Origin of the sequence: Pseudomonas sp. MN1F (genome assembly GCF_009391885.1) — a bacterium.
Classification (GTDB): domain Bacteria; phylum Pseudomonadota; class Gammaproteobacteria; order Pseudomonadales; family Pseudomonadaceae; genus Aquipseudomonas.
The window spans coordinates 23,942-44,845 of record NZ_VZII01000062.1 but is presented as its reverse complement, the minus strand read 5'-3'; the positions used below and the strand labels follow the sequence as shown (position 1 = coordinate 44,845).

The 20,904-nt window shown below is 64.4% G+C and carries 17 protein-coding genes and 1 pseudogene; 7 read left to right on the top strand and 11 right to left on the bottom strand.

The window, feature by feature from the left end; all coding sequences use genetic code 11:
* Positions 1-40: 40 nt before the first annotated feature.
* The 3 genes and pseudogenes from F6X59_RS29060 to F6X59_RS26585 all read right to left on the bottom strand — a co-directional run bounded on the left by F6X59_RS29060 (position 41) and on the right by F6X59_RS26585 (position 3,053).
* Positions 41-763: a methyl-accepting chemotaxis protein gene (locus F6X59_RS29060; RefSeq protein WP_372240553.1), complete on the bottom strand. Its 723-nt coding sequence runs from the start codon at positions 761-763 to the stop codon at positions 41-43.
* A gap of 135 nt (positions 764-898) precedes the next feature.
* Positions 899-1,939 (bottom strand): annotated as a pseudogene (locus tag F6X59_RS29055) (Cache 3/Cache 2 fusion domain-containing protein); the annotation flags it as partial.
* Positions 1,940-2,126: 187 nt separating this feature from the next.
* Positions 2,127-3,053, bottom strand: coding sequence for a LysR substrate-binding domain-containing protein (locus F6X59_RS26585; RefSeq protein ID WP_152959052.1), 927 nt, complete (start codon positions 3,051-3,053; stop codon positions 2,127-2,129).
* 154 nt (positions 3,054-3,207) lie between these two features.
* Between F6X59_RS26585 and F6X59_RS26580 the strand changes: the two genes are divergently transcribed.
* Positions 3,208-4,590 (top strand): NorM family multidrug efflux MATE transporter, encoded by a 1,383-nt coding sequence (locus tag F6X59_RS26580; RefSeq protein WP_152959051.1) that lies wholly within the window; start codon positions 3,208-3,210, stop codon positions 4,588-4,590.
* Between the two features lie 41 nt (positions 4,591-4,631).
* Here the strand turns inward: F6X59_RS26580 and F6X59_RS26575 are convergent, their stop codons facing one another.
* Positions 4,632-6,299 carry a bifunctional diguanylate cyclase/phosphodiesterase gene (locus tag F6X59_RS26575; protein ID WP_152959050.1) on the bottom strand — a complete coding sequence of 556 codons (1,668 nt, stop codon included), beginning with the start codon at positions 6,297-6,299 and terminating at the stop codon, positions 4,632-4,634.
* Between the two features lie 300 nt (positions 6,300-6,599).
* Between F6X59_RS26575 and rep the strand changes: the two genes are divergently transcribed.
* Together rep and F6X59_RS26565 are read left to right on the top strand one after the other, a co-directional pair.
* Positions 6,600-8,609, top strand: coding sequence for a DNA helicase Rep (rep, locus tag F6X59_RS26570; protein ID WP_152959049.1), 2,010 nt, complete (start codon positions 6,600-6,602; stop codon positions 8,607-8,609).
* Positions 8,610-8,673: 64 nt separating this feature from the next.
* Positions 8,674-9,246 carry a xanthine phosphoribosyltransferase gene (locus F6X59_RS26565; RefSeq protein WP_003253535.1) on the top strand — a complete coding sequence of 191 codons (573 nt, stop codon included), beginning with the start codon at positions 8,674-8,676 and terminating at the stop codon, positions 9,244-9,246.
* A gap of 59 nt (positions 9,247-9,305) precedes the next feature.
* Here F6X59_RS26565 and F6X59_RS26560 read toward each other — a convergent pair whose 3' ends face one another.
* The 5 genes from F6X59_RS26560 to dadA form a co-directional block, all read right to left on the bottom strand.
* Entirely contained in the window at positions 9,306-11,171 is a 1,866-nt protein-coding gene (locus F6X59_RS26560; RefSeq protein WP_152959048.1) for an acetyl-CoA hydrolase/transferase C-terminal domain-containing protein, read from the bottom strand.
* Positions 11,172-11,315: 144 nt separating this feature from the next.
* Positions 11,316-11,720: a cytochrome c5 family protein gene (locus F6X59_RS26555; protein WP_152959102.1), complete on the bottom strand. Its 405-nt coding sequence runs from the start codon at positions 11,718-11,720 to the stop codon at positions 11,316-11,318.
* 154 nt (positions 11,721-11,874) lie between these two features.
* Positions 11,875-12,423: a cupin domain-containing protein gene (locus F6X59_RS26550; protein ID WP_152959047.1), complete on the bottom strand. Its 549-nt coding sequence runs from the start codon at positions 12,421-12,423 to the stop codon at positions 11,875-11,877.
* Between the two features lie 110 nt (positions 12,424-12,533).
* Positions 12,534-13,607: an alanine racemase gene (gene alr / locus F6X59_RS26545; protein ID WP_152959046.1), complete on the bottom strand. Its 1,074-nt coding sequence runs from the start codon at positions 13,605-13,607 to the stop codon at positions 12,534-12,536.
* Between the two features lie 129 nt (positions 13,608-13,736).
* Positions 13,737-15,041, bottom strand: coding sequence for a D-amino acid dehydrogenase (gene dadA, locus F6X59_RS26540; RefSeq protein WP_152959045.1), 1,305 nt, complete (start codon positions 15,039-15,041; stop codon positions 13,737-13,739).
* Positions 15,042-15,194: 153 nt separating this feature from the next.
* Between dadA and dadR the strand changes: the two genes are divergently transcribed.
* Positions 15,195-15,683, top strand: a complete 489-nt coding sequence (gene dadR / locus F6X59_RS26535; protein ID WP_003258963.1) for a transcriptional regulator DadR — start codon at positions 15,195-15,197, stop codon at positions 15,681-15,683.
* A 2-nt stretch (positions 15,684-15,685) separates the two neighbouring features.
* On the opposite strand, the gene F6X59_RS26530 is transcribed toward dadR, so the two are convergent.
* Entirely contained in the window at positions 15,686-16,039 is a 354-nt protein-coding gene (locus tag F6X59_RS26530) for a YkgJ family cysteine cluster protein (protein WP_110639854.1), read from the bottom strand.
* Positions 16,040-16,141: 102 nt separating this feature from the next.
* Here F6X59_RS26530 and F6X59_RS26525 point away from each other — a divergent pair, with 102 nt between their 5' ends.
* A complete protein-coding gene (locus tag F6X59_RS26525) occupies positions 16,142-17,434 on the top strand; it encodes an FAD-binding oxidoreductase (protein ID WP_152959044.1) in 1,293 nt (430 codons plus the stop codon).
* 12 nt (positions 17,435-17,446) lie between these two features.
* Here F6X59_RS26525 and F6X59_RS26520 read toward each other — a convergent pair whose 3' ends face one another.
* Positions 17,447-17,677 (bottom strand): DUF1127 domain-containing protein, encoded by a 231-nt coding sequence (locus F6X59_RS26520; protein WP_152959043.1) that lies wholly within the window; start codon positions 17,675-17,677, stop codon positions 17,447-17,449.
* A gap of 179 nt (positions 17,678-17,856) precedes the next feature.
* Between F6X59_RS26520 and F6X59_RS26515 the strand changes: the two genes are divergently transcribed.
* Both F6X59_RS26515 and F6X59_RS26510 read left to right on the top strand, forming a co-directional pair.
* Positions 17,857-19,287 (top strand): PLP-dependent aminotransferase family protein, encoded by a 1,431-nt coding sequence (locus F6X59_RS26515; RefSeq protein WP_346653334.1) that lies wholly within the window; start codon positions 17,857-17,859, stop codon positions 19,285-19,287.
* 60 nt (positions 19,288-19,347) lie between these two features.
* Positions 19,348-20,904 carry a phospholipase D family protein gene (locus tag F6X59_RS26510; protein WP_152959042.1) on the top strand — a complete coding sequence of 519 codons (1,557 nt, stop codon included), beginning with the start codon at positions 19,348-19,350 and terminating at the stop codon, positions 20,902-20,904.

The window sequence follows — 20,904 nt, the reverse complement described above, 5'->3', positions numbered from 1 at the left end:
GGCTCAGGATTGCCGGGGGCGCTTTGCGCCCCCAGCGGTCTCAGCGGAAGCGGTCCACTTCCTCGCGCAGTTGCGCCGCCAACCCTTCCAGCTCTCGCGCAGTAAAGGCCAGCTCATTGGCCACATCACGCTGCTCGCTGTTGGCCTGGGCAATGCTCTGCAGGTTACGGCTGAGCACAGTGGCCGTGCTGCTCTGCTCCTGAGTCGCCGTGCTGATCACGGCAAACTGCTCACCCGCCGTACGGCTCTGCTCATCGATCCGCGCCAGCGCTTCGGCGACCTTGTCGTTGCGCGCCAGCCCTTCCTGCATCAGCTGGTTGCCCTGCTCCAGGGTATGGATGGCGTGCCCGGTCTGCTGCTGGATGCTGGTAATCATCCCGGAAATCTCATCGGTAGCCTGGCGCGTGCGCGCGGCCAGCCCGCGCACCTCATCCGCGACCACGGCAAAGCCACGGCCCTGCTCACCAGCCCGCGCTGCCTCGATGGCGGCGTTCAGCGCCAGCAGGTTGGTCTGCTCGGCAATCGCGGTAATCACGCTGATGATACCGCCGATCTCCTGCGAACGCGCACCGAGGCTGTCCATCACCGTGGCCGTGCCGCCCAGCGCTTCGGCAATCTGCCGCAGCGAACTCGACGCTTCATCCATGGCACTGCGGCCGATGCGGGTCTGCTGCGCGTTGACGCGGGCCATGCGCTCGGTACCGGCCATGTTGTCGGCGATGTTCATCGAGGTCGCGCTGAACTCCTCCACCGCACCGGCCATGCTGGTGATCTCGCCGGACTGCTGGTCCATGCCTTCACAGGCACCGGTAGACAACCCGGACAGCGAACGCGCACGGCTGCTGACCTGCTCGGAGGCGCTGCGGATGTGCTCGACCATGGTCGCCAGCGCTTCGCCCATCTTGTTGAAGCTGCGGGCCAGCTGGCCGATCTCGTCATGGCTGGTCACGCTCAGGCGCGCATTCAGGTCGCCGGCACCCAGTGCCTCGGCCTGGCGCACCAGGTCATCCAGCGGCCGCAACTTGCGGCGCAGCAGCCACAGGGTGGCAGCCACCGCCAGCAGCATCGCCAACAGGCTGCCGATGGCCAGGCGCAGGCCGACGCTCCAGGTCACCTCGCGGATTTCCACCTTGGGCATGCTGGCGACCACGGTCCAGGGGCCCTCGGCGAACGGCGCACTGGCGCTGAACAGGTCCTGGTCGGCATTGGCCGGCGGCACCAGCCATTGGCCCTGTTGATCGCGAATGGCCAACGAGCCGGTTGCACCGATGCGGAAACGCTTGAGGTTGGCGAACTGGGCGTTCTGCGCGTCGGTGTAGTCGAAGCCGACAAACAATACCGCGATCACCCGGCCGCTGCTGTCGCTGACCGGCACATAGCGGGTCATGTAGTTGCGTTCGAACAGCACGGCGCGGCCGACGTACATCTGCCCGGCCAGTAGCTTGGTGTAGGCCGGGTGCTGGCGGTCAAGCTGGGTGCCGATGGCGCGGGTACCGTCCTGCTTCTTCAGGTTGGTGCTGATCCGCACGAAGTCATCGCCGCTGCGCACGAACAGGGTCGCGATGCCAGCGGTCATCTGCTGGAATTCGTCGACCACCTGGAAATCGTTGTTCAGCAGCCGATCTCCCAGGTACAGGGCGGGCGTGCTTTGGCCGGCGACCTGCACGGTCTCGCCAGCATGCAGCGACAGGCCCGAGGCAAAGCGGCGCTCGAACAGGCCGCTCAGGCGCTGGGTGTTGTCCTTGAGCGAACCGTGGAAGGTATCGAGCTGGTCGGCCAGCAGTCGCGCTTCACTGGCCAGGTGGGCCTGGCGGGTGGCGAGGTTGGCGTCGTCCAGCGCACGCAGGGCGAACAGGGTACTGCCGGAAATCACCAGCGCCAGCACGATGGCGAGGGCGACACCGAGTTGCGAGGCAATTCGGGCACGCGGTTGAGACATGAAGAAGCTCCTGGCAAGAGGCCCGGATCGTCCTGATCACGCTGACCACCCGCTTGTTGAGACGGGAAGCGCGCCCTCTTCCGAGACGCTGGTACCACTAGATCGGCGTCGCACTTGAATACTTGAGTGTCGGACCGGGGCATTCGCAAACGTTTTCGCATTCCTGTACCGGCCCTGGCGTCGGCAGTCAGAGAGTCGGCAGGATTTCCACGGCGGGCAGATCTACCGCTGCGGCTTCTTCCTGCAGAAACACACTCAAGCGCCGCAACCGCTCGCCACCCGGCCGGGTCCGCGGCCACACCAGGTAATAATCCATGCCACTGGGCACCGCCGTCGGCCAGGGCAAGCTCAGGCGCCCCTGAGCCACATCCTCGGCGACCATCAGCAGGTCGCCCATCGAAATGCCATACCCCCGCGCCGCCGCGATCATGCCCAGTTCCAGGGTGTCGAACACCTGCCCGCCCTTGAGCGACACCTTGTCGCTGAGCCCCATGCGCTCCAGCCATTCGCGCCAGTCACGCTTGTCGGGGGTGGGGTGCAGCAGCTCGATACCTGCCAGCCGCCGCTCATCCCACGGCCCCTCCTTCAACAGGTCTGGCGCGCCCACCGGGATCAACAGCTCGGAAAACAACCGACGCACCTCCCAGTCCGCCGGAAACACCCCGTCGCTGAGCAACACCGCGCAATCGAACGGCTCCTGGTTGAAGTCCACATGGTCGACATCCATCCAGGCGCTGGTCAGTTGCACCTCGTTGCCCGGCTGCAAATGGCGGAAACGGCTCAGCCGCGCCAGCAGCCAGCGCATGGTCAGGGTCGACGGCGCCTTCATGCGCAGGATGTCATCTTCCCCGCGCAAGGTATCGCAGGCGCGTTCCAGTGCAGCGAAGCCTTCGCGCACGCCGGGCAGCAGCACCCTGGCCGCCTCGGTCAGCTGCAGGCTGCGGCCGCTGCGCACGAACAGCCGGCAAGCGAAATGCTCTTCGAGGGTGCGGATATGCCGGCTGACCGCGCTCTGGGTAATCGACAGCTCTTCACCGGCACGGGTGAACGACCTCAGCCGCGCAGCCGCTTCGAATGCGCGCAGTGCATACAAGGGGGGCAGCTGGCGGGACATGGGCACCTGGCATCCGGGGGTGGAATGGAATGCACAGAATCATACATACATGAGTTCAACTCATGCCAACCATCGCATTTATCCTTTTGTGCAAAGTTGACCGAAGCCTCAGAATCGTCCCTCGCTCACAGGATCAGGCACAAGGACTACACCCATGCATGTCGCGCCCACCACCGAACTCAAGGCTTTGCTGCGCCTGGCCGGGCCGCTGATCGCCTCGCAGTTGGCGCACATGCTGATGGTGCTCACCGACACCCTGATGATGGCCCGCATCAGCCCGCAGGCCCTGGCCGGCGGCGGGCTGGGCGCGGCGAGCTATTCGTTCGTGTCGATCTTCTGCCTGGGCGTGATCGCCGCGGTCGGTACGCTGGTGGCCATTCGCAAGGGCGCCAACGACATCGAGGGTGCTACCCGCCTTGCGCAGAACGGCCTGTGGCTGGCCTGGGGCCTGGCGCTGCTGGCAGCACTGGTGCTGTGGAACCTGAAGCCGGTGCTGTTGCTGTTCGGCCAGCAGCCGGAGAACGTCGACTCGGCCGCCGAGTTCCTCACCCTGCTGCCACTCGCCCTGCCCGGCTACCTGACTTTCATGGCCCTGCGCGGCTTCACCAGCGCGCTGGGGCGCTCGACCCCGGTGATGGTCATCAGCCTGGTTGGCACGGTGCTCAACTACCTGTTCAACGTCGCCCTGATCGAAGGCATGTTCGGCTTGCCCAAGCTGGGCCTGATGGGTATCGGCCTGGTCACTGCGGTGGTGTCGATGGGCATGGCCATCGCCCTGGCGCTCTACATCCGCTGGCACCCGGCCTATGCCGCCTACCCGCTGCGCAAAGGGCTGTCGCGCCCTTCGCTGCCGGCCCTGCGCGAGCTGTGGCGGTTGGGCCTGCCGATTGGCGGCACCTACATGGTGGAAGTCGGGCTGTTCGCCTTCGCCGCGCTGTGCATGGGCGTGCTGGGCAGCACGCAACTGGCAGCGCACCAGATTGCCCTGCAGATCGTCTCCACCGCGTTCATGGTGCCGACCGGGCTGTCGTATGCGGTGACCATGCGTGTGGGCCTGTACTACGGCGCCGGCAACCTGTTGGCCGCACGCAGCGCCGGGCGGGTGGGGATCGGTTTCGGGGCAACAATCATGTTTGCCTTTGCGGCGTTGTTCCTGCTGATGCCGGAGGCGCTGGTGGGGCTGTTCATCGACCGTGACGACCCGGGCTTTACCGCGATCTATCAACTGGCGGTGCAGCTACTGACGGTGGCGGCGTGGTTCGAGCTGTTCGATGGCATGCAGACCATTGCCATGGGCTCGATCCGTGGTTTGAAAGACGCCAAGACCACGTTCCTGATCGGGCTGTGCTGCTACTGGTTGGTGGGGGCGCCGAGTGCCTGGCTGTTCACCTTTACCCTGGGTGGCGGGGCGGTGGGGGTATGGTGGGGGCTGGCGTTGGGGCTGGCCTGTGCGGCGGTGGCACTGACCATTGGCTTCGAGTGGCGGATGAAGCGGTTGCTGGGCAAGGCCGGGGTTGGGGCTGCTGTTTCAGCCTGACTTGAGGGCCCTTCGCGGCGTCGAACCGCCGCGAAGAGGCCCTAGAGGGCGACTTCGAGGGGGCGGTCAGACGCCTGCAGCAAGTAATCGATCAACTCCCCCACCGGCAGCGGCTTGCTGACCAGGAACCCTTGCACCTGGTCGCAGCCAAACCCGCGCAGCAAGTCCATCTGCTCCTGGCTTTCCACGCCTTCGGCCACCACTTCCAGGTTGAGGTTGTGCGCCAGGTTGATCATGGCGTGCACCAGCTTGCGGTTCTCTTCGCGCATTTCCATCCCGGCGACGAAGCTGCGGTCGACCTTGAGCAAGGTGATCGGCAAGCTGTTCAGGTGCACGAACGACGAGAAGCCGGTACCAAAGTCGTCCAGCGAGAAACGCACCCCCAGCCGCCCGAGGGCATCCATGGTCTGGCGCACCAATTCGTTGCGGCGCATGACCGCGGTTTCGGTCAGTTCGAATTCCAGCCAACGGGCATCCACACCGTGCTCGATGATCAGCCGGCTCAGGGTGGCCAGCAACTGGCTGTCCTGGAACTGGCGGAAGCTCAGGTTCACCGCCATGTGCAGCGGCGCAAGCCCCTGCTCGCGCAGCGCCTGCATGTCGCGCAGGGCACGGGAAATCACCCAGTAGCCCAGCGGCACGATCAGCCCGCTCTGTTCGGCCAGCGGCACGAACTCGCTGGGCGGCAGCAGGCCGCGCTCGGCATGGCGCCAGCGCACCAGGGCCTCAAGGCCGACGATGCGCCCATCGGCCAGGTTCAGCCGCGGCTGGTAGTGCAGCTCCAGTTCGTCGCGGCGCAGCGCCCGGCGCAGCTCGCTTTCGAGGTCGGCCAGGCTGCGTGCATTGCGGTTGATGCGTTCGTTGAACACGTGGAAGGTGCAGCCCTGGCTACCCTTGGCCTGGCGCATGGCGATGTGCGCATGCCACATCAACGGGTCGGGCCCGCCCTGGGCACGGGCGTGGGCCAGGCCCAGGCTGCAGCCGAGCAACAGGCTTTCGCCATCAATCCAATAGGGTTCGGCCAGCGCCTCGACGATGCGTTCGGCAATCCATTCGGCGCGGTTGGCATCGCGGCGGGTGTCGATCAGCAGGGCGAATTCGTCGCTGCCCAGGCGCGCCAGCTGGTCACCGGCCTCCAGCTGCTGCTTGAGGCGCGCCACCACCTGCAGGATCAGGCGGTCGCCGCACTGATGGCCGAGGGCGTCATTGACATGGCGGAAGTTGTCCAGGTCCAGATGGCCGAGGGCCACGCCGCGGCCTTCGTTCTCTGCCAGGCGCGTGGTCAGCAGGGCCTGGAAACCCTGGCGGTTGGCGATGCCGGTCAGTGGGTCCTGCTCGGCCAGGCGCTGCAAGGTGGCCACCAGCACACCGCGCTCACGCACATGGCGCAACGAACGGCGCAGGGCATCGACGTTGAGCTGGTCGCGTACCAGCCAGTCACTGACGCCCGTGGGCGAAGTGTCTGGTTCATGGTCGAGCAACAGGATGGTCGGCAGCTCACAGCGCCCAGGCGCGGGCTGCAACGCCGGCGTTGCCAGCACCACGGCCTGGCGGTCATTGCTGAACAGGGTATCGACCGCCGCCCAGTTCGGCGCGGTCAGCAGTACTGCGGTACCGTCCAGCGGTAGCAGACACTCGCGTAGCAAGGCGGCCCATTCCGGCTCATCAGCCAACAGCAGCAAACGCAGAGGTTCGACAGGCGTGGACAAGCGGGCTCCTTAAAGGCTCGAAAGGTATAGCGTTGGATGTCGGACATGCTACTGCATAAATGAAAATGATTTTCACTTTTAGACATATCCTTTGCCTACAGTGCCTCCCGTCGCATTTTGACGTGCATCCTGCGGGAAAGTCGTCCAACCGGCAATTACGATTTTTTCGGTGAATAGCATTAGTTTCGCTAATGCTTATCCCTGAACAAAAGTCTGACTCAAACGTCAGACGGTCGCGCCACAAGTGGCCCATGCCTGTTAGAATGCGCGGCTATTTTCTGGCGACCCCCGGTTTCTAGCATGTCCCGACTCAATCCCCGGCAACAGGAAGCCCGTGACTACGTCGGCGGCCCTCTATTGGTGCTCGCCGGTGCGGGCTCCGGCAAGACCAGCGTGATCACGCGCAAGATTGCCCACCTCATCCAGAACTGCGGCATCCGTGCCCAGTACATCGTGGCGATGACCTTCACCAACAAGGCCGCCCGCGAGATGAAGGAGCGGGTCGCCACCCTGTTGCGTCCGGGGGAAGGCCGGGGCCTGACGGTGTGCACGTTCCACAACCTGGGCCTGAACATCATCCGCAAGGAGCACCAGCACCTGGGCTACAAGCCAGGCTTCTCGATCTTCGACGAGTCCGACATCAAGGCGCTGCTGTCGGACATCATGCAGAAGGAATACTCCGGCGACGACGGCATCGACGAGATCAAGAACATGATCGGTGCCTGGAAGAACGACCTGATCCTGCCCGCCGAAGCCCTGGAAAAAGCGCGCAACCCGCGCGAGCAGACCGCCGCCATCGTCTACACCCACTACCAGCGCACGCTCAAGGCGTTCAACGCCGTGGACTTCGACGACCTGATTCTGCAACCGGTCAAGCTGTTCCAGGAGCATCCTGAAGTGCTGGAGCGCTGGCAGAACCGCGTGCGCTACCTGCTGGTGGACGAATACCAGGACACCAACGCCAGCCAGTACCTGCTGGTGAAGATGCTGATCGGCATGCGCAACCAGTTCACCGTGGTGGGCGATGACGACCAGTCGATCTACGCCTGGCGTGGCGCGCGCCCCGAGAACCTGATGCTGCTCAAGGAGGACTACCCCTCCCTGAAGATCGTCATGCTCGAACAGAACTACCGCTCCACCAGCCGTATCCTGCGCTGCGCCAACGTGCTGATCGCCAACAACCCGCACGCGTTTGAAAAGCAGCTGTGGAGCGAGATGGGCGTAGGCGACGAGATCCGCGTGATCCGCTGCAAGAACGAGGACGCCGAGGCCGAGCGCGTGGCCATGGAGATCCTCACCCTGCACCTGCGCACCAACCGCCCGTACAGCGACTTCGCCATCCTCTACCGCGGCAACTACCAGGCCAAGCTGATCGAACTGAAGCTGCAGCACCACCAGGTGCCGTATCGCCTGTCGGGCGGCAACAGCTTCTTCGGCCGCCAGGAGGTCAAGGACCTCATGGCCTACCTGCGCCTGCTGGTGAACCCGGACGACGACAACGCCTACCTGCGGGTGATCAACGTGCCGCGCCGGGAAATCGGCTCGACCACCCTGGAAAAGCTTGGCAACTACGCCACCGAGCGTGGCATCTCGATGTACGCCGCCAGCGAGGAGCTGGGCCTGGGCGAGCACCTGGATGCCCGCTACACCGAGCGCCTGCAGCGCTTCAAGCACTGGCTCGACGGGGTGCGCCACAAGGTCGCCCTGGAAGACCCGATTGCCGCGCTGCACGAGATGATCCGCGACATCGACTATGAGAACTGGATCCGCCAGCAGACCGCCAGCGACAAGGCGGCGGAGTTCCGCATCAGCAACGTCTGGTTCCTGGTCGAAGCGCTGAAGAACACCCTCGAGAAGGACGAAGAGGGTGACATGACCATCGAGGACGCCATCGGCAAGCTGGTGCTGCGCGACATGCTGGAGCGCCAGCAGGAAGAGGAAGAAAACGCCGAAGGTGTGCAGATGATGACCCTGCACGCCTCCAAGGGCCTGGAATTCCCTTACGTGTTCATCATGGGCATGGAGGAGGAAATCCTCCCCCACCGCTCCAGCATCGAGGCCGACACCATCGAAGAGGAACGCCGCCTGGCCTACGTGGGCATCACCCGCGCGCGCCAGACCCTGGCCTTCACCTTCGCCGCCAAGCGCAAGCAGTACGGCGAGATCATCGACTGCACGCCAAGCCGGTTCCTCGACGAACTGCCACCGGACGACCTGGCCTGGGAAGGCCTGGACGACGCGCCGGTCGAGGTGAAGGCCGCACGCGGCAACAACGCCCTGGCCGATATCCGGGCGATGCTCAAACGCTGATCAACCATTACTCTTTAACTCTGCCGCTTTTAGCGGCCACCTTTGTTACATCGAGGAATACACAGTGGAAGCACTGCATCAGAAGATTCGCGAAGAAGGCATCGTGCTTTCCGATCAGGTTCTCAAAGTCGACGCGTTTCTCAACCACCAGATCGACCCGGCGCTGATGCAGCTGATCGGTGACGAATTCGCCCGCCTGTTCGCCGATGCCGGCGTGACCAAGATCGTCACCATCGAAGCCTCGGGCATCGCCCCGGCGGTGATGACCGGCCTGAAGCTGGGCGTACCGGTGATCTTCGCGCGCAAGCACCAGTCGCTGACCCTGACCGAGAACCTGCTGACCGCCTCGGTGTACTCCTTCACCAAGCAGACCGAGAATACCGTGGCCATCTCGCCGCGCCATCTCAACAGCAGTGACCGCGTGCTGGTGATCGACGACTTCCTGGCCAACGGCAAGGCGTCGCAGGCGCTGATCTCGATCATCAAGCAGGCCGGTGCGACCGTTGCCGGCCTGGGCATCGTCATCGAGAAGTCGTTCCAGGGCGGCCGTGCCGAGCTGGACAGCCAGGGCTACCGCGTTGAATCGCTGGCCCGGGTGAAGTCGCTGGAAGGCGGTGTGGTCAGCTTCATCGAGTAAGCCCACACGCGATCTCTGTGGGAGCGGGTAAACCCCCTCCCACAGAGGACGGTGTGCCTTCAGGTTGGTTTTGCGGCCTGCAAGCCCGCCAGCAACAACCGCTGGTAAAGCTCTTCCTTCAACCCCTTCGGCTTCTCCAGCTGCATCCGCACCAGGTGCGCCTCATACCCCTCCGGCCCCGGCGCTTCCAGTGCCGCCTTGCCAAGCTCCAACACTTCGCTCAGCTTGAACTTGCTCTTCAACCAGTTCAGCGCCCGCAACAGGTCGCGTTCCTCTGCCGTGAAATCCGTACCCAACGGATACTCCGGGAACAACCGCCCATGACGCGCCTTGATCGCTTCCAGCCGCTCAGGCGTATTGTCGGTAAACCGCGCATCCAGCTGAAAGTCGCGCGCCAGCTTGCCGGCACGCTTGGCCTGCTCCATCAATTCACCCTGGAACCGCGAATCACTCACCGCCAACAGCCGCGCAATCACTTCGCTGTCGGTCTGCCCACGCAGGTCGGCGATCCCGTACTCGGTCACCACGATATCGCGCAGGTGCCGGGGAATGGTGCAGTGGCCATAGTTCCAGAACAGGTTGGAAGTCACCTCACCACCCGCCTCACGCCAGCTGCGCAGCAGCAGGATCGAGCGCCCGCCCTCCAGCGCATGGCCCTGGGCGACGAAGTTGTACTGCCCGCCCACCCCGCTGAGCACCCGCCCGTCTTCCAGCTGGTCGGCTACCCCGGCGCCGAGCAGGGTCATGCCGAACACCGTGTTGACGAAGCGCGCATCGCGGCGCTGGCGGCGCTTGAGGTCTTCCTGCCCGTACAGTTCGTTGATGAAGCTGATGCGGGTCATGGCGAAACGGGCACGCTGCTCCAGCGGCATCTCGCGCAAACGCTGGTAGAACGCCTGCGGACCGAGGAAGAAGCCACCATGCACCAGCACACCTTGCTCATCCGCCGGGCGCCGCACCACACCCGCCTCGGCCAGCGCCAACAGGCCGTTGACGAACATTTCGCTGCAGCCGTACAAGCCTTGGGCAAAGGCCTCCAGCCCCCCTTCTCGCTCGATCAGCGCCTGCCAAGGGCCAACGTCCAGCTCGTCGAGCAAAGCCCGGTAGCCCTCGTTGTCGCCCTGGCGCGCCAGCAACGCTGCCGCCAGCGCATCACCCATGGCGCCAATGCCGATCTGCAGGGTGCCGCCATCGCGCACCAGCGAACTTGCATGCAAACCGATGCAGTGGTCCTGGGTGGTGACCGGCATATTCGGGGTAGAAAACAGTCGGCGCTGCTCCGCTTCGTCGATCAACAGGTCGAACGCATCAATCGGCAGCTCCGCATCGCCCGGCATGTAGGGCAACTCGCTGTGAACCTGGCCGAGCATGAGGATGGTTTCCCCTGCCGCACGCCGCTTGGCGATCATCGGCTGCAGGTCGAGGGTGATGTCGGGGTTGCAGGCCAGGCTCAGGTGAACGGGCTTGTCCGGCGTGGCAGCGACCAGCTGGGCGACCAGGTTCAGGCCCTTGGCGTTGATGTCACGCGCGGCGTGGCTGTAGTTGCTGCTGATGTAGTCCTGCTGGGCGGTTTCGCTGTGCAGCAGGCTGCCGGGTTGCATGAAGAACTGCTCGACGCGGATGTTCGGCGGCAGGCTGTCGTTGCGCAGGTCGGCGAGGTAGGTGAGCTCTTCGTAGTCGGCGAACACGCGCTTGACGAAGGGTTCAAGGAAGCGCCGTTGCAGGCCGTCGCCCAGGGGTGGGCAGCCCAGGGACAGGGCGGTGTAGATGGTCAGTTGACGCTCAGGGAGTTCGCGGACCCGAGCGTACAATGCGTTGACGAACGCGTTGGGTTTGCCCAGGCCCAACGGCAGGCCCATGTGGATGTGGGCTGGCAGGCGGGAGAGAACATGCTCTACTGCCTGGTCGATGGAGCAGAGGTGCATCGGGGCCTCCTGAATCTTCCATGGGGTCAGGGGTTGGACATGGCCTCAAGGGGGTTGGTTGCTTTAGCCGCGAAAGGGCCGGCACAGGCAACCCAAAAACAAAGCCCGCCAAAGAAGGCGGGCCTTGTGCAATTCATCTGGGGCTCAAAGCCCGGACATCTTCTTGATGGCCCCTTTCAGGTCATCATCCGAGCAGTCCGCGCAGGTGCCCTTCGGCGGCATGGCGTTCAGGCCGGTAATGGCCTTGGCCAGAATCCCGTCCAGGCCGCCCTGATGGTCAGCGCGCTCTTTCCACGCGGCCGTATCGCCAATCTTCGGTGCCCCCAGCAAGCCGGTACCGTGGCAGGCGTTGCAATGCTTGGCAATCACCTCATCCGGGGTCTTGGCCCCACCGCCGCCTGCTGCGGCGGCCACTTCCATGCCCTTGCATTCCTGGCCCTGCACGCATACCTGGCCGACCGGCTCAAGGCGTTTGGCAAGCTCATCGTTGGTCGCTGCGGTTGCGCTCATTGCCCAAAGGGCGAATACGGCTGCTGGTACGGCCAGCATCTTCTTGATTTGGTTCACGCGAACACCCTCATGGTGGCTAATCACGCCCGCGGCCACGGTAATGCGAGCGTTGAAAAGTATAGCGGGAACCCGGAAACCGTGGAACGACCCTACTCAGGAAAGGGGTATTGCCGAAGCAATGCACTGCGCTGGATCAAAAGTTCGAAGGGGTAGCCGCGCTGATCAGCCGCGCAGGCGCGTCGAACGGGTTGCGGAAGCGGTGCGGGCGGGTGCTTTCGAAGTAATAACTGTCGCCCGCTTCGAGGACGAATATCTCGTTGCCCACCACCAGTTCGAGCTTGCCCTCGAGCAGGATGCCGGTTTCTTCACCATCATGGGTGAGCATCTCGGCGCCGGTGTCGGCACCCGGTGGATAGACCTCGGTGAGGAAGGCGATAGCGCGGTTGGGGTGCGACTTGCCGACCAGCTTCATGGTCACTGCGCCGTCGGAGATGTCGATCAGCTCATGGGCCTTGTAGACGATCTGTGCCGGGCTTTCGGCCTCCAGCTCCACCGAAAAGAATTCGACCATCGACATGGGGATGCCGCTGAGCACCTTGCGCAGCGAGCTGATCGAGGGGCTCACGCTGTTCTTCTCGATCATCGAGATGGTGCTGTTGGTCACCCCCGCGCGCTTGGCGAGTTCCCGCTGGGACAGGCCCTTGAGCTTGCGGATGGCTTGCAGTCGTTCGCCGACGTCCAAAGCTTGCGCCTCCTGAAACGGTGAGATGGCGGGGTGAATGTGAACGATATCATGGCAATGCCGTTCAGTATTTACAACACACCGCCCCTCAAGCTGTCCGCTTCGGCGCCTTATTCGCCGTAATAGTCCAGCGGCACGCGTTTCAGGTTGCAGAAGATCTGGTAGGGAATGGTCCCAGCCTGCATGGCCACATCACTGGCCAGCACCTGCTTGCCCCACAGCTCGACCGGGCTGCCGACAGTGGCTTCGGGCACGTCGGTGAGGTCGATGCAGAGCATGTCCATCGACACGCGGCCAATCAGCTGGCTACGCTTGCCGGCGACCATCACCGGCGTGCCAGTGGGCGCGTGGCGCGGGTAGCCGTCGGCATAGCCCATGGCGACCACACCAACGCGGGTCGGGCGCGGGCTGACGAACTTGGCACCGTAGCCTACCGGCTCACCGGTAGGCAACTCGCGCACGCTGATGACGCGCGATTGCAGGGTCATCACCGGCTGCAGGCGTGCGGCCTGGGGCTGCTCGGCTTCGAAAGGGCTGGCGCCGTACAGCATGATGCCTGGGCGCACCCAGTCGCTCGGGGCCTGCGGCCAGGCCAGTACGCCGGGCGAATTACGCAGGCTGCATTCGGCGGCCAGGCCTTCGCGGGCAGCGTTGAACACGGCGATCTGCTGGGCGGTGGCGTCGGCCTCCGGCTCGTCGGCGCGGGCAAAGTGGCTCATCAGCACGATGCGCGCAACCTTGCCGCTGGCCAGCAGGCGCTGGTAGGCGTTGTGGTAGTCCTTGGGGTGCAGGCCGACACGGTGCATGCCGCTGTCGAGCTTGAGCCAGATGGTCAGCGGCTTGTGCACCTGGGTCTGCTCGATGGCTTCGAGCTGCCACAGCGAATGCACCACACACCACAGGTCGTGCTCGGCGATCAGCGCCAGCTCGCTGGCTTCGAAAAAACCTTCGAGCAGCAGCACCGGGGCCTTGATGCCGGCGGCGCGCAACTCCAACGCTTCTTCGATGCAGGCCACAGCAAAGCCGTCGGCTTCGGGCTCCAGGGCCAGGGCACAACGCACGGCACCATGGCCGTAGGCGTCGGCCTTGACCACGGCAAGGGCCTTGGCACCGGACAGTTCACGGGCCAGGCGATAGTTATGGCGGAGGGCTTGCAGGTCGATCAGGGCGCGGGCGGGACGCATGGCGGCTGCCTTATGGTGATTCACAGGTTGAAAACGGTGTTGGGCTCTTCGCGGCTAAAGCCGCTCCTACAGGGATCGCACACACCTGTGGGAGCGGCTTTAGCCGCGAACAGGCCGGTACAGGCGACCTTACTGCTGGTGGGCAGGCGCGGCCTGGCCGTGCTTGGCGATTTCCGGGCTGTTGCCATACCGGGAGATGTCCAGGCCTTCGGCGCTGATCTGCGGCTTCTTGCGCGCAATCAGGTCGGCCAGCAGGCGGCCGGAACCGCACGCCATGGTCCAGCCCAACGTACCGTGACCGGTGTTGAGGAACAGGTTGCGGAACGCGGTGGCACCCACGATCGGCGTACCGTCCGGGGTCGCCGGGCGCAGGCCGGTCCAGAAGCTGGCCTGGCTCAGGTCGCCGCCGCGAGGATAAAGGTCGTTGACGATCATCTCCAGCGTTTCACGTCGACGCGGGTTCAGCGACAGGTCAAAACCGGCGATTTCAGCCATGCCGCCCACGCGGATGCGGTTGTCGAAACGGGTGATCGCAACCTTGTAGGTCTCGTCGAGAATGGTCGAGGTCGGCGCCATGTCGGCATTGGTGATCGGCACGGTCAGCGAGTAACCCTTGAGCGGATACACCGGAGCCTTGATGCCCAGTGGCTTGAGCATCTGCGGCGAGTAGCTGCCCAGGGCAAGCACATAGCGATCGGCGGTTTCCAGCTTGCCGTCGATCCATACGCCGTTGATGCGGTCACCGGCGAAGTCCAGGCGCTGGATGTCCTGACCGAAGCGGAATTCCACACCCAGATTCACGGCCATTTCAGCGAGCTTGGTGGTGAACAGCTGGCAGTCGCCGGTCTGGTCGTTGGGCAGGCGCAGGGCACCAGCAAGGATGTCTTTCACCCCGGCCAGGGCCGGTTCGACACGGGCGATGCCATCGCGGTCGAGCAGCTCGTAAGGCACGCCAGACTGTTCGAGCACGGCGATGTCTTTGGCCGCGGCGTCCACCTGGGCCTGGGTGCGGAACAGCTGGGTAGTACCCAGGCTACGGTTTTCGTAGGCAATACCGGTTTCGGCACGCAGCTCGTCGAGGCAGTCACGGCTGTACTCGGACAGGCGCACCATGCGCTCCTTGTTCACCGCGTAGCGGCTGGCGGTGCAGTTGCGCAGCATCTGCGCCATCCACAGGTACTGGTCGACATCACCGGTCAGCTTGATGGCCAGGGGCGCGTGGCGCTCCAGCAGCCACTTGATGGCTTTCAGCGGCACGCCTGGGGCGGCCCAGGGCGAGGCATAGCCGGGCGAGATCTGGCCTGCGTTGGCGAAGCTGGTTTCCAGGGCCACTGCCGGTTGGCGGTCGACCACGGTCACCTCGAAGCCTTGCCGGGCCAGATAATAGGCACTGGCGGTACCGATCACACCGCTACCAAGTACCAATACTCGCATCGTTCATCCCTCGCACGCGGCGCACCGCTATTTTGTTGATATGGCATTGATGCGCGCAGTATAAGAATCTGAGACCAGTGCAATTCACTATATAAAAGCCTATTATTGGCGAGAATTCTCGGCAAAATCGCCTTTCACGGAGGGGCATCCCCTATGAGAACCCAGCACCAGAGCAAGCGTGAACTGGACAAGATCGACCGCAACATCCTGCGCATCCTGCAGAATGACGGGCGAATTTCCTTCACCGAACTGGGCGAGAAAGTCGGGCTGTCCACCACCCCCTGCACCGAGCGCGTACGCCGCCTGGAGCGCGAGGGCATTATCATGGGCTACAACGCCCGGCTGAATCCGCAGCACCTCAAGGGCAGCCTGTTGGTGTTCGTGGAAATCAGCCTGGACTACAAGTCCGGCGACACCTTCGAGGAGTTCCGCCGTGCGGTGCTCAAGCTGCCCCATGTGCTGGAGTGCCACCTGGTGTCCGGCGACTTCGACTACCTGGTGAAAGCGCGCATTTCGGAAATGGCCTCGTACCGTAAGCTGCTCGGCGACATCCTGCTGAAACTGCCACACGTGCGCGAGTCGAAGAGCTACATCGTGATGGAAGAGGTGAAAGAGAGCCTCTGCCTGCCTATCCCGGACTGAGGCTAGACCAGCACCTGGCGAGTGCTGGCGATGAACTGGTGGACCAGTTGCTCGGCTTCGGGCTCGATCATCGGGTCCGGGCCACGACCGCGCGGGCAGGCCATGCGTGGCGTGGTGCCGAACAGGCGGCAGATCATCGGCCGTTCTTCATAGACGGTGCAGCCGTTGGGGCCCAGGTGCACGCAGTTGAGGTGCTCTAGCGCGGCGTCCTGTTCGGCCTGGGTCTTGCGCGGCAGGCGGGCCATCTCTTCGGACGAAGTGGTGACCGGGCCGCAGCAGTCGTGGCAGCCGGGCTCGCATTCGAATGAAGGAATGAGTTCGCGCAGGAAGTGGATCTTGTGACGGTTGCAGGACATGGCCGGATAAACAAATGAAATTTAAATCAGGCTGAATTATAAGGCCAATTATCAGGCCACGGCTTATTCTGCCACTTTCAACACAGCAACAGGACTTCGCCCATGATCCACAGCGCGCAGCACGCCGCCTCCTATTACGCCGCCAGCAGCGCGCCCCACCCGGACCATTCCTTCCTGCAAGGTGAGCACAGCGCTGACGTGTGTATCGTCGGCGGGGGCTATTCGGGGCTGAACACGGCCATCGAACTGGCCGAGCGCGGCTTCTCTGTGATCCTCCTGGAAGCGCGCAAGCTCGGCTGGGGCGCCAGCGGGCGCAATGGCGGCCAGCTGATTCGCGGCGTCGGCCACGGCCTGGAGCAGTTTGTTCCGGTGATCGGCGAGGAAGGCGTACGCAGCATGAGGCTGATGGGCCTGGAAGCGGTGGAGATCGTCCGCGAACGGGTCGAGCGCCACGCCATCGCCTGCGACCTGACCTGGGGCTACTGTGACCTGGCCAACAAACCCGACGAGCTGAAGGGCTTTGCCGAGGATGCCGATGAACTGCGCAGCCTGGGCTACCGCCACGAACTGCGCCTGGTCGGCAAGGACGACATGCACAGCGTGGTGGGCTCCGATAGCTATGTCGGCGGCCTGATCGACATGGGCTCGGGCCACCTGCACCCACTCAACCTGGCCCTGGGTGAGGCGGCTGTGGCCAGTCGCCTGGGCGTCAAGCTGTTCGAGCAGTCCGAGGTCACGCGCATCGACTACGGCCCTGAAGTGCAGGTGCACACCGCCCAGGGCCGGGTGCGGGCCAAGACCCTGGTGCTGTGCTGCAACGCCTACCACAACGACCTCAACCGCGAGCTGGGCGGCAAGGTGCTGCCAGCCGGCAGCTACATCATTGCCACCGAGCCACTCAGCGAAGAACGCGCCCATCAGTTGCTGCCGCAGAACATGGCCGTGTGCGACCAGCGCGTGGCGCTGGACTACTATCGCCTGTCGGCCGACCGCCGCCTGCTGTTCGGCGGTGCCTGCCACTATTCCGGGCGCGACCCCAAGGACATCGCAGCCTACATGCGGCCGAAGATGCTCAAGGTGTTCCCGCAGCTGGCAGACGTGCGCATCGATTATCAGTGGGGCGGCATGATCGGCATTGGCGCCAACCGCCTGCCCCAGGTCGGCCGCCTGGCCAGCCAGCCGAATGTCTATTACGCCCAGGCCTACTCGGGCCACGGCCTCAACGCCACCCACCTGGCCGCGCGCCTGCTGGGCGAAGCCATCAGCGGCCAGGAAAGCGGGCGTTTCGACCTGTTCGCCAAGGTGCCGCACGTCACCTTCCCCGGCGGCAAGCACCTGCGCTCGCCAATGTTGGCCCTGGGGATGCTCTGGCATCGGCTCAAAGAGCTGGTTTGAGGCCCCGGATTCCTAGTCTCTCCAGAAGGGTTTGCGCCCCTCGGTACGCGCCTGCTCCCAGCTCAGCCCGATATCCCGCAGCTGCTCATCATCCAGCTGCAGGAGGGCCCGGCGGGTGTGCCAGCGATGCAGCATCAGCCCCCAACGCCCGAGCCCTGCCGGTGCGTTGAAAACCTTGGTCTGCTGCCCGGCGTCCAGTTCCTTGGCCAACAGTTGCAAGCGCACATCGCTCATGCCACCCATCGCTGCTCTCTCCCATTCAGTGTGTAACCGTAGAGAAAGCATGCGCGGCGACAGGCCCGGCAATACAGACCCAATACAGGCTTATTATTCCCATACAGAATTGGCCGTCTGACGCCTGAATGCTGTATTTTCCACGCAACTGTACTGGTCGCTTCCTACAAGAAGCGTAGGAGTATGCCGTGACCCTCTACCTGAACCTCGCCGAACTGCTCGGTGCGCGCATCGAACAAGGCCTCTACCGCCCCGGCCAACGCCTGCCATCGGTACGCGCCCTGAGCGTGGAGCACGGCGTCAGCCTGAGCACCGTGCAGCAGGCCTACCGCATGCTCGAAGACAGCGGCATGGTCTCGCCACGCCCCAAGTCCGGCTACTTCGTCAGCGACCACCGCCACCTCCCTGCCCTGCCCGCGGTCAGCCGCCCGGCCCAACGCCCGGTGGATATCTCGCAATGGGAACAGGTACTCGAACTGATACGCAGCACCCCACGCCAGGACGTGATTCAGCTTGGCCGCGGCATGCCCGACATCGACAGCCCGACCCTCAAGCCGCTGCTGCGCAGCCTCGCCCAGCTGAGCCGGCGCCAGGATATGCCGGGCCTGTACTACGACAACATCCACGGCAACCTGGGCCTGCGCGAGCAGATCGCCCGGCTGATGCTCGACTCCGGCTGCCGTCTGGGCCCGGCCGACCTGGTGGTGACCACCGGCTGCCACGAGGCGCTGTCGTGCAGCATCCGCGCAGTGTGCGAGCCGGGCGATATCGTCGCGGTCGACTCGCCGAGCTTCCACGGTGCCATGCAGACCCTCAAGGGCCTGGGCATGAAGGCCCTGGAGATTCCTACCGATCCGGTCAGCGGCATCAGCCTCGAAGCCCTGGAGCTGGCGCTGGAACAATGGCCGATCAAGCTCATCCAGATCACCCCGAGCTGCAACAACCCGCTCGGCTACATCATGCCCGAGGCGCGCAAGAAGGCCCTGCTGAGCCTGGCCCAGCGCTACGATGTGGCGATCCTCGAAGACGATGTGTATGGCGACCTTGCTTACACCTACCCACGCCCGCGCACCCTCAAGTCGTTCGACGATGACGGCCGCGTGCTGCTGTGCAGTTCCTTTTCCAAGACCCTCGCCCCGGGCCTGCGCATCGGCTGGGTCGCCCCCGGCCGCTACCTGGAACGGGTGCTGCACATGAAGTACATCAGCACTGGCAGCACCGCCAGCCAGCCGCAACTGGCGATCGCCGACTTCATCGCCGCCGGCCACTACCAGCCCCATGTGCGGCGCATGCGCAGCCAGTACCAGCGTGGCCGCGACCTGATGAGCGACTGGGTGACCCGGTATTTCCCGCCCGGCACTCGGGTCAGCCGGCCCCAGGGCGGCTTCATGCTGTGGGTGGAATTGCCCGAACATTTCGATACGCTGCGGCTGAACCGCGCTTTACTGGAGCAGGGTGTGCAGATTGCCGTGGGCAGCATCTTCTCGGCCTCGGGCAAGTTCCGCCATTGCCTGCGCATGAACTTCGCCGCGCGGCCAACGTCGCAGATCGAAGCGGCCGTGCGCAAGGTCGGTGAAACCGCCCTTCGTCTACTGGATGAAGACCACACCGAGGCGTAACTTTGCGCCGCCTTTCGTAGTCCAACCCGTTAGCGCTTTGCCGTACAGGACGATCCACCCTTGAGACTGCAGCGAGCCTTGCCTCTGCTGCTGATGCTGCTGCTCGGCCTCAATGGCTGCGCCAGCGTCGGCACGCCCCGCGAAACCAGCCAGGCGCTACCCGCCAGCGAATCGGCCTTCGGCCGTTCGGTGCTGCGCCAGGCCGCGCCCTATGACGGGCGCTCGGGCTTTCGCCTGCTGCCCAACAGCAACGAGGCTTTCCGCGCCCGTGCCGAGTTGATCCGCAACGCCCAGGCGAGCATCGACCTGCAGTACTACATCGTCCACGATGGCCTGAGCACCCGCGCCCTGGTGCACGAACTGCTGCGTGCAGCCGACCGCGGCGTACGCGTGCGCATCCTGCTCGACGACACCACCAGTGATGGCCTGGACACCATCATGGGCACCCTCGATGCCCACCCGAACATCCAGATCCGCGTGTTCAACCCGTTGCACCTGGGGCGCAGTACCGGCGCGACACGTGCTGTCGGCCGCCTGTTCAACCTGTCGCGCCAGCACCGGCGCATGCACAACAAGTTGTTCCTGGTGGACAACAGTATGGCCATCGTCGGCGGGCGCAACCTGGGTGACGAGTACTTCGATGCCGAACCCAACCTCAATTTCACCGACATCGACCTGCTCGGTGTCGGCCCGGTGGCCGAGCAACTGGGGCACAGCTTCGACCAGTACTGGAACAGCGCCCTGAGCCGGCCGATCACCGACTTCCTCTGGCAACCCCCGGGCGCCGACGACCTGCGCGCCAGCCGCCAGCGCCTGGAAGTATCCCTGGCCCAGGCGCGGGTCCAGCGCCAGGCTTTGTACGACCGGCTCATGTCCTATCAGACGCAGCCGCGCCTGGATGTATGGCGCAACGAGCTGATCTGGGCCCACGCCCAGGCACTATGGGATGCACCGAGCAAGGTGCTGGCCGAAGATGAGCCCGACCCACACTTGCTGCTGAGCCAGCAACTGGCACCGGACCTGGCCAGCGTGCAGCGCGAGCTGATCCTGATGTCGGCGTATTTCGTACCGGGCGAGCCGGGCCTGCTGTACCTGACCGGCCGGGCCGACGCCGGGGCTTCGGTGAAGTTGCTGACCAACTCGCTGGAGGCCACCGACGTGCCCGCGGTGCATGGCGGCTATGCACCCTACCGCCGTGCGCTGCTCGAGCACGGCGTACAGCTGTTCGAATTGCGTCGTCAGCCGGGTGACCCGACGCCAGCACGGTTGAGCTTCCATGGCAGCAGCTCCGACTCGAGCCTGCACACCAAGGCCATCGTGTTCGACCGGCGCAAGACCTTCATCGGCTCGTTCAACTTCGACCCCCGCTCGGTGCTGTGGAACACCGAGGTCGGCGTGCTGGTGGACAGCCCGGAGCTGGCCGAATACACCCGCGAGCTGGCCCAGCAGGGCATGGCGCCGGCGTTGAGCTATCAGGTGAAGCTGGTGGGCGACAAGCTGGTCTGGGCGACCGAGGACAATGGCCAACGGCACATGCTGACCTCAGAGCCGGGTGGCATCTGGCGGCGGTTCAATGCCTGGATCAGCAAGGCCGTCGGCCTGGAGAAGATGTTGTAG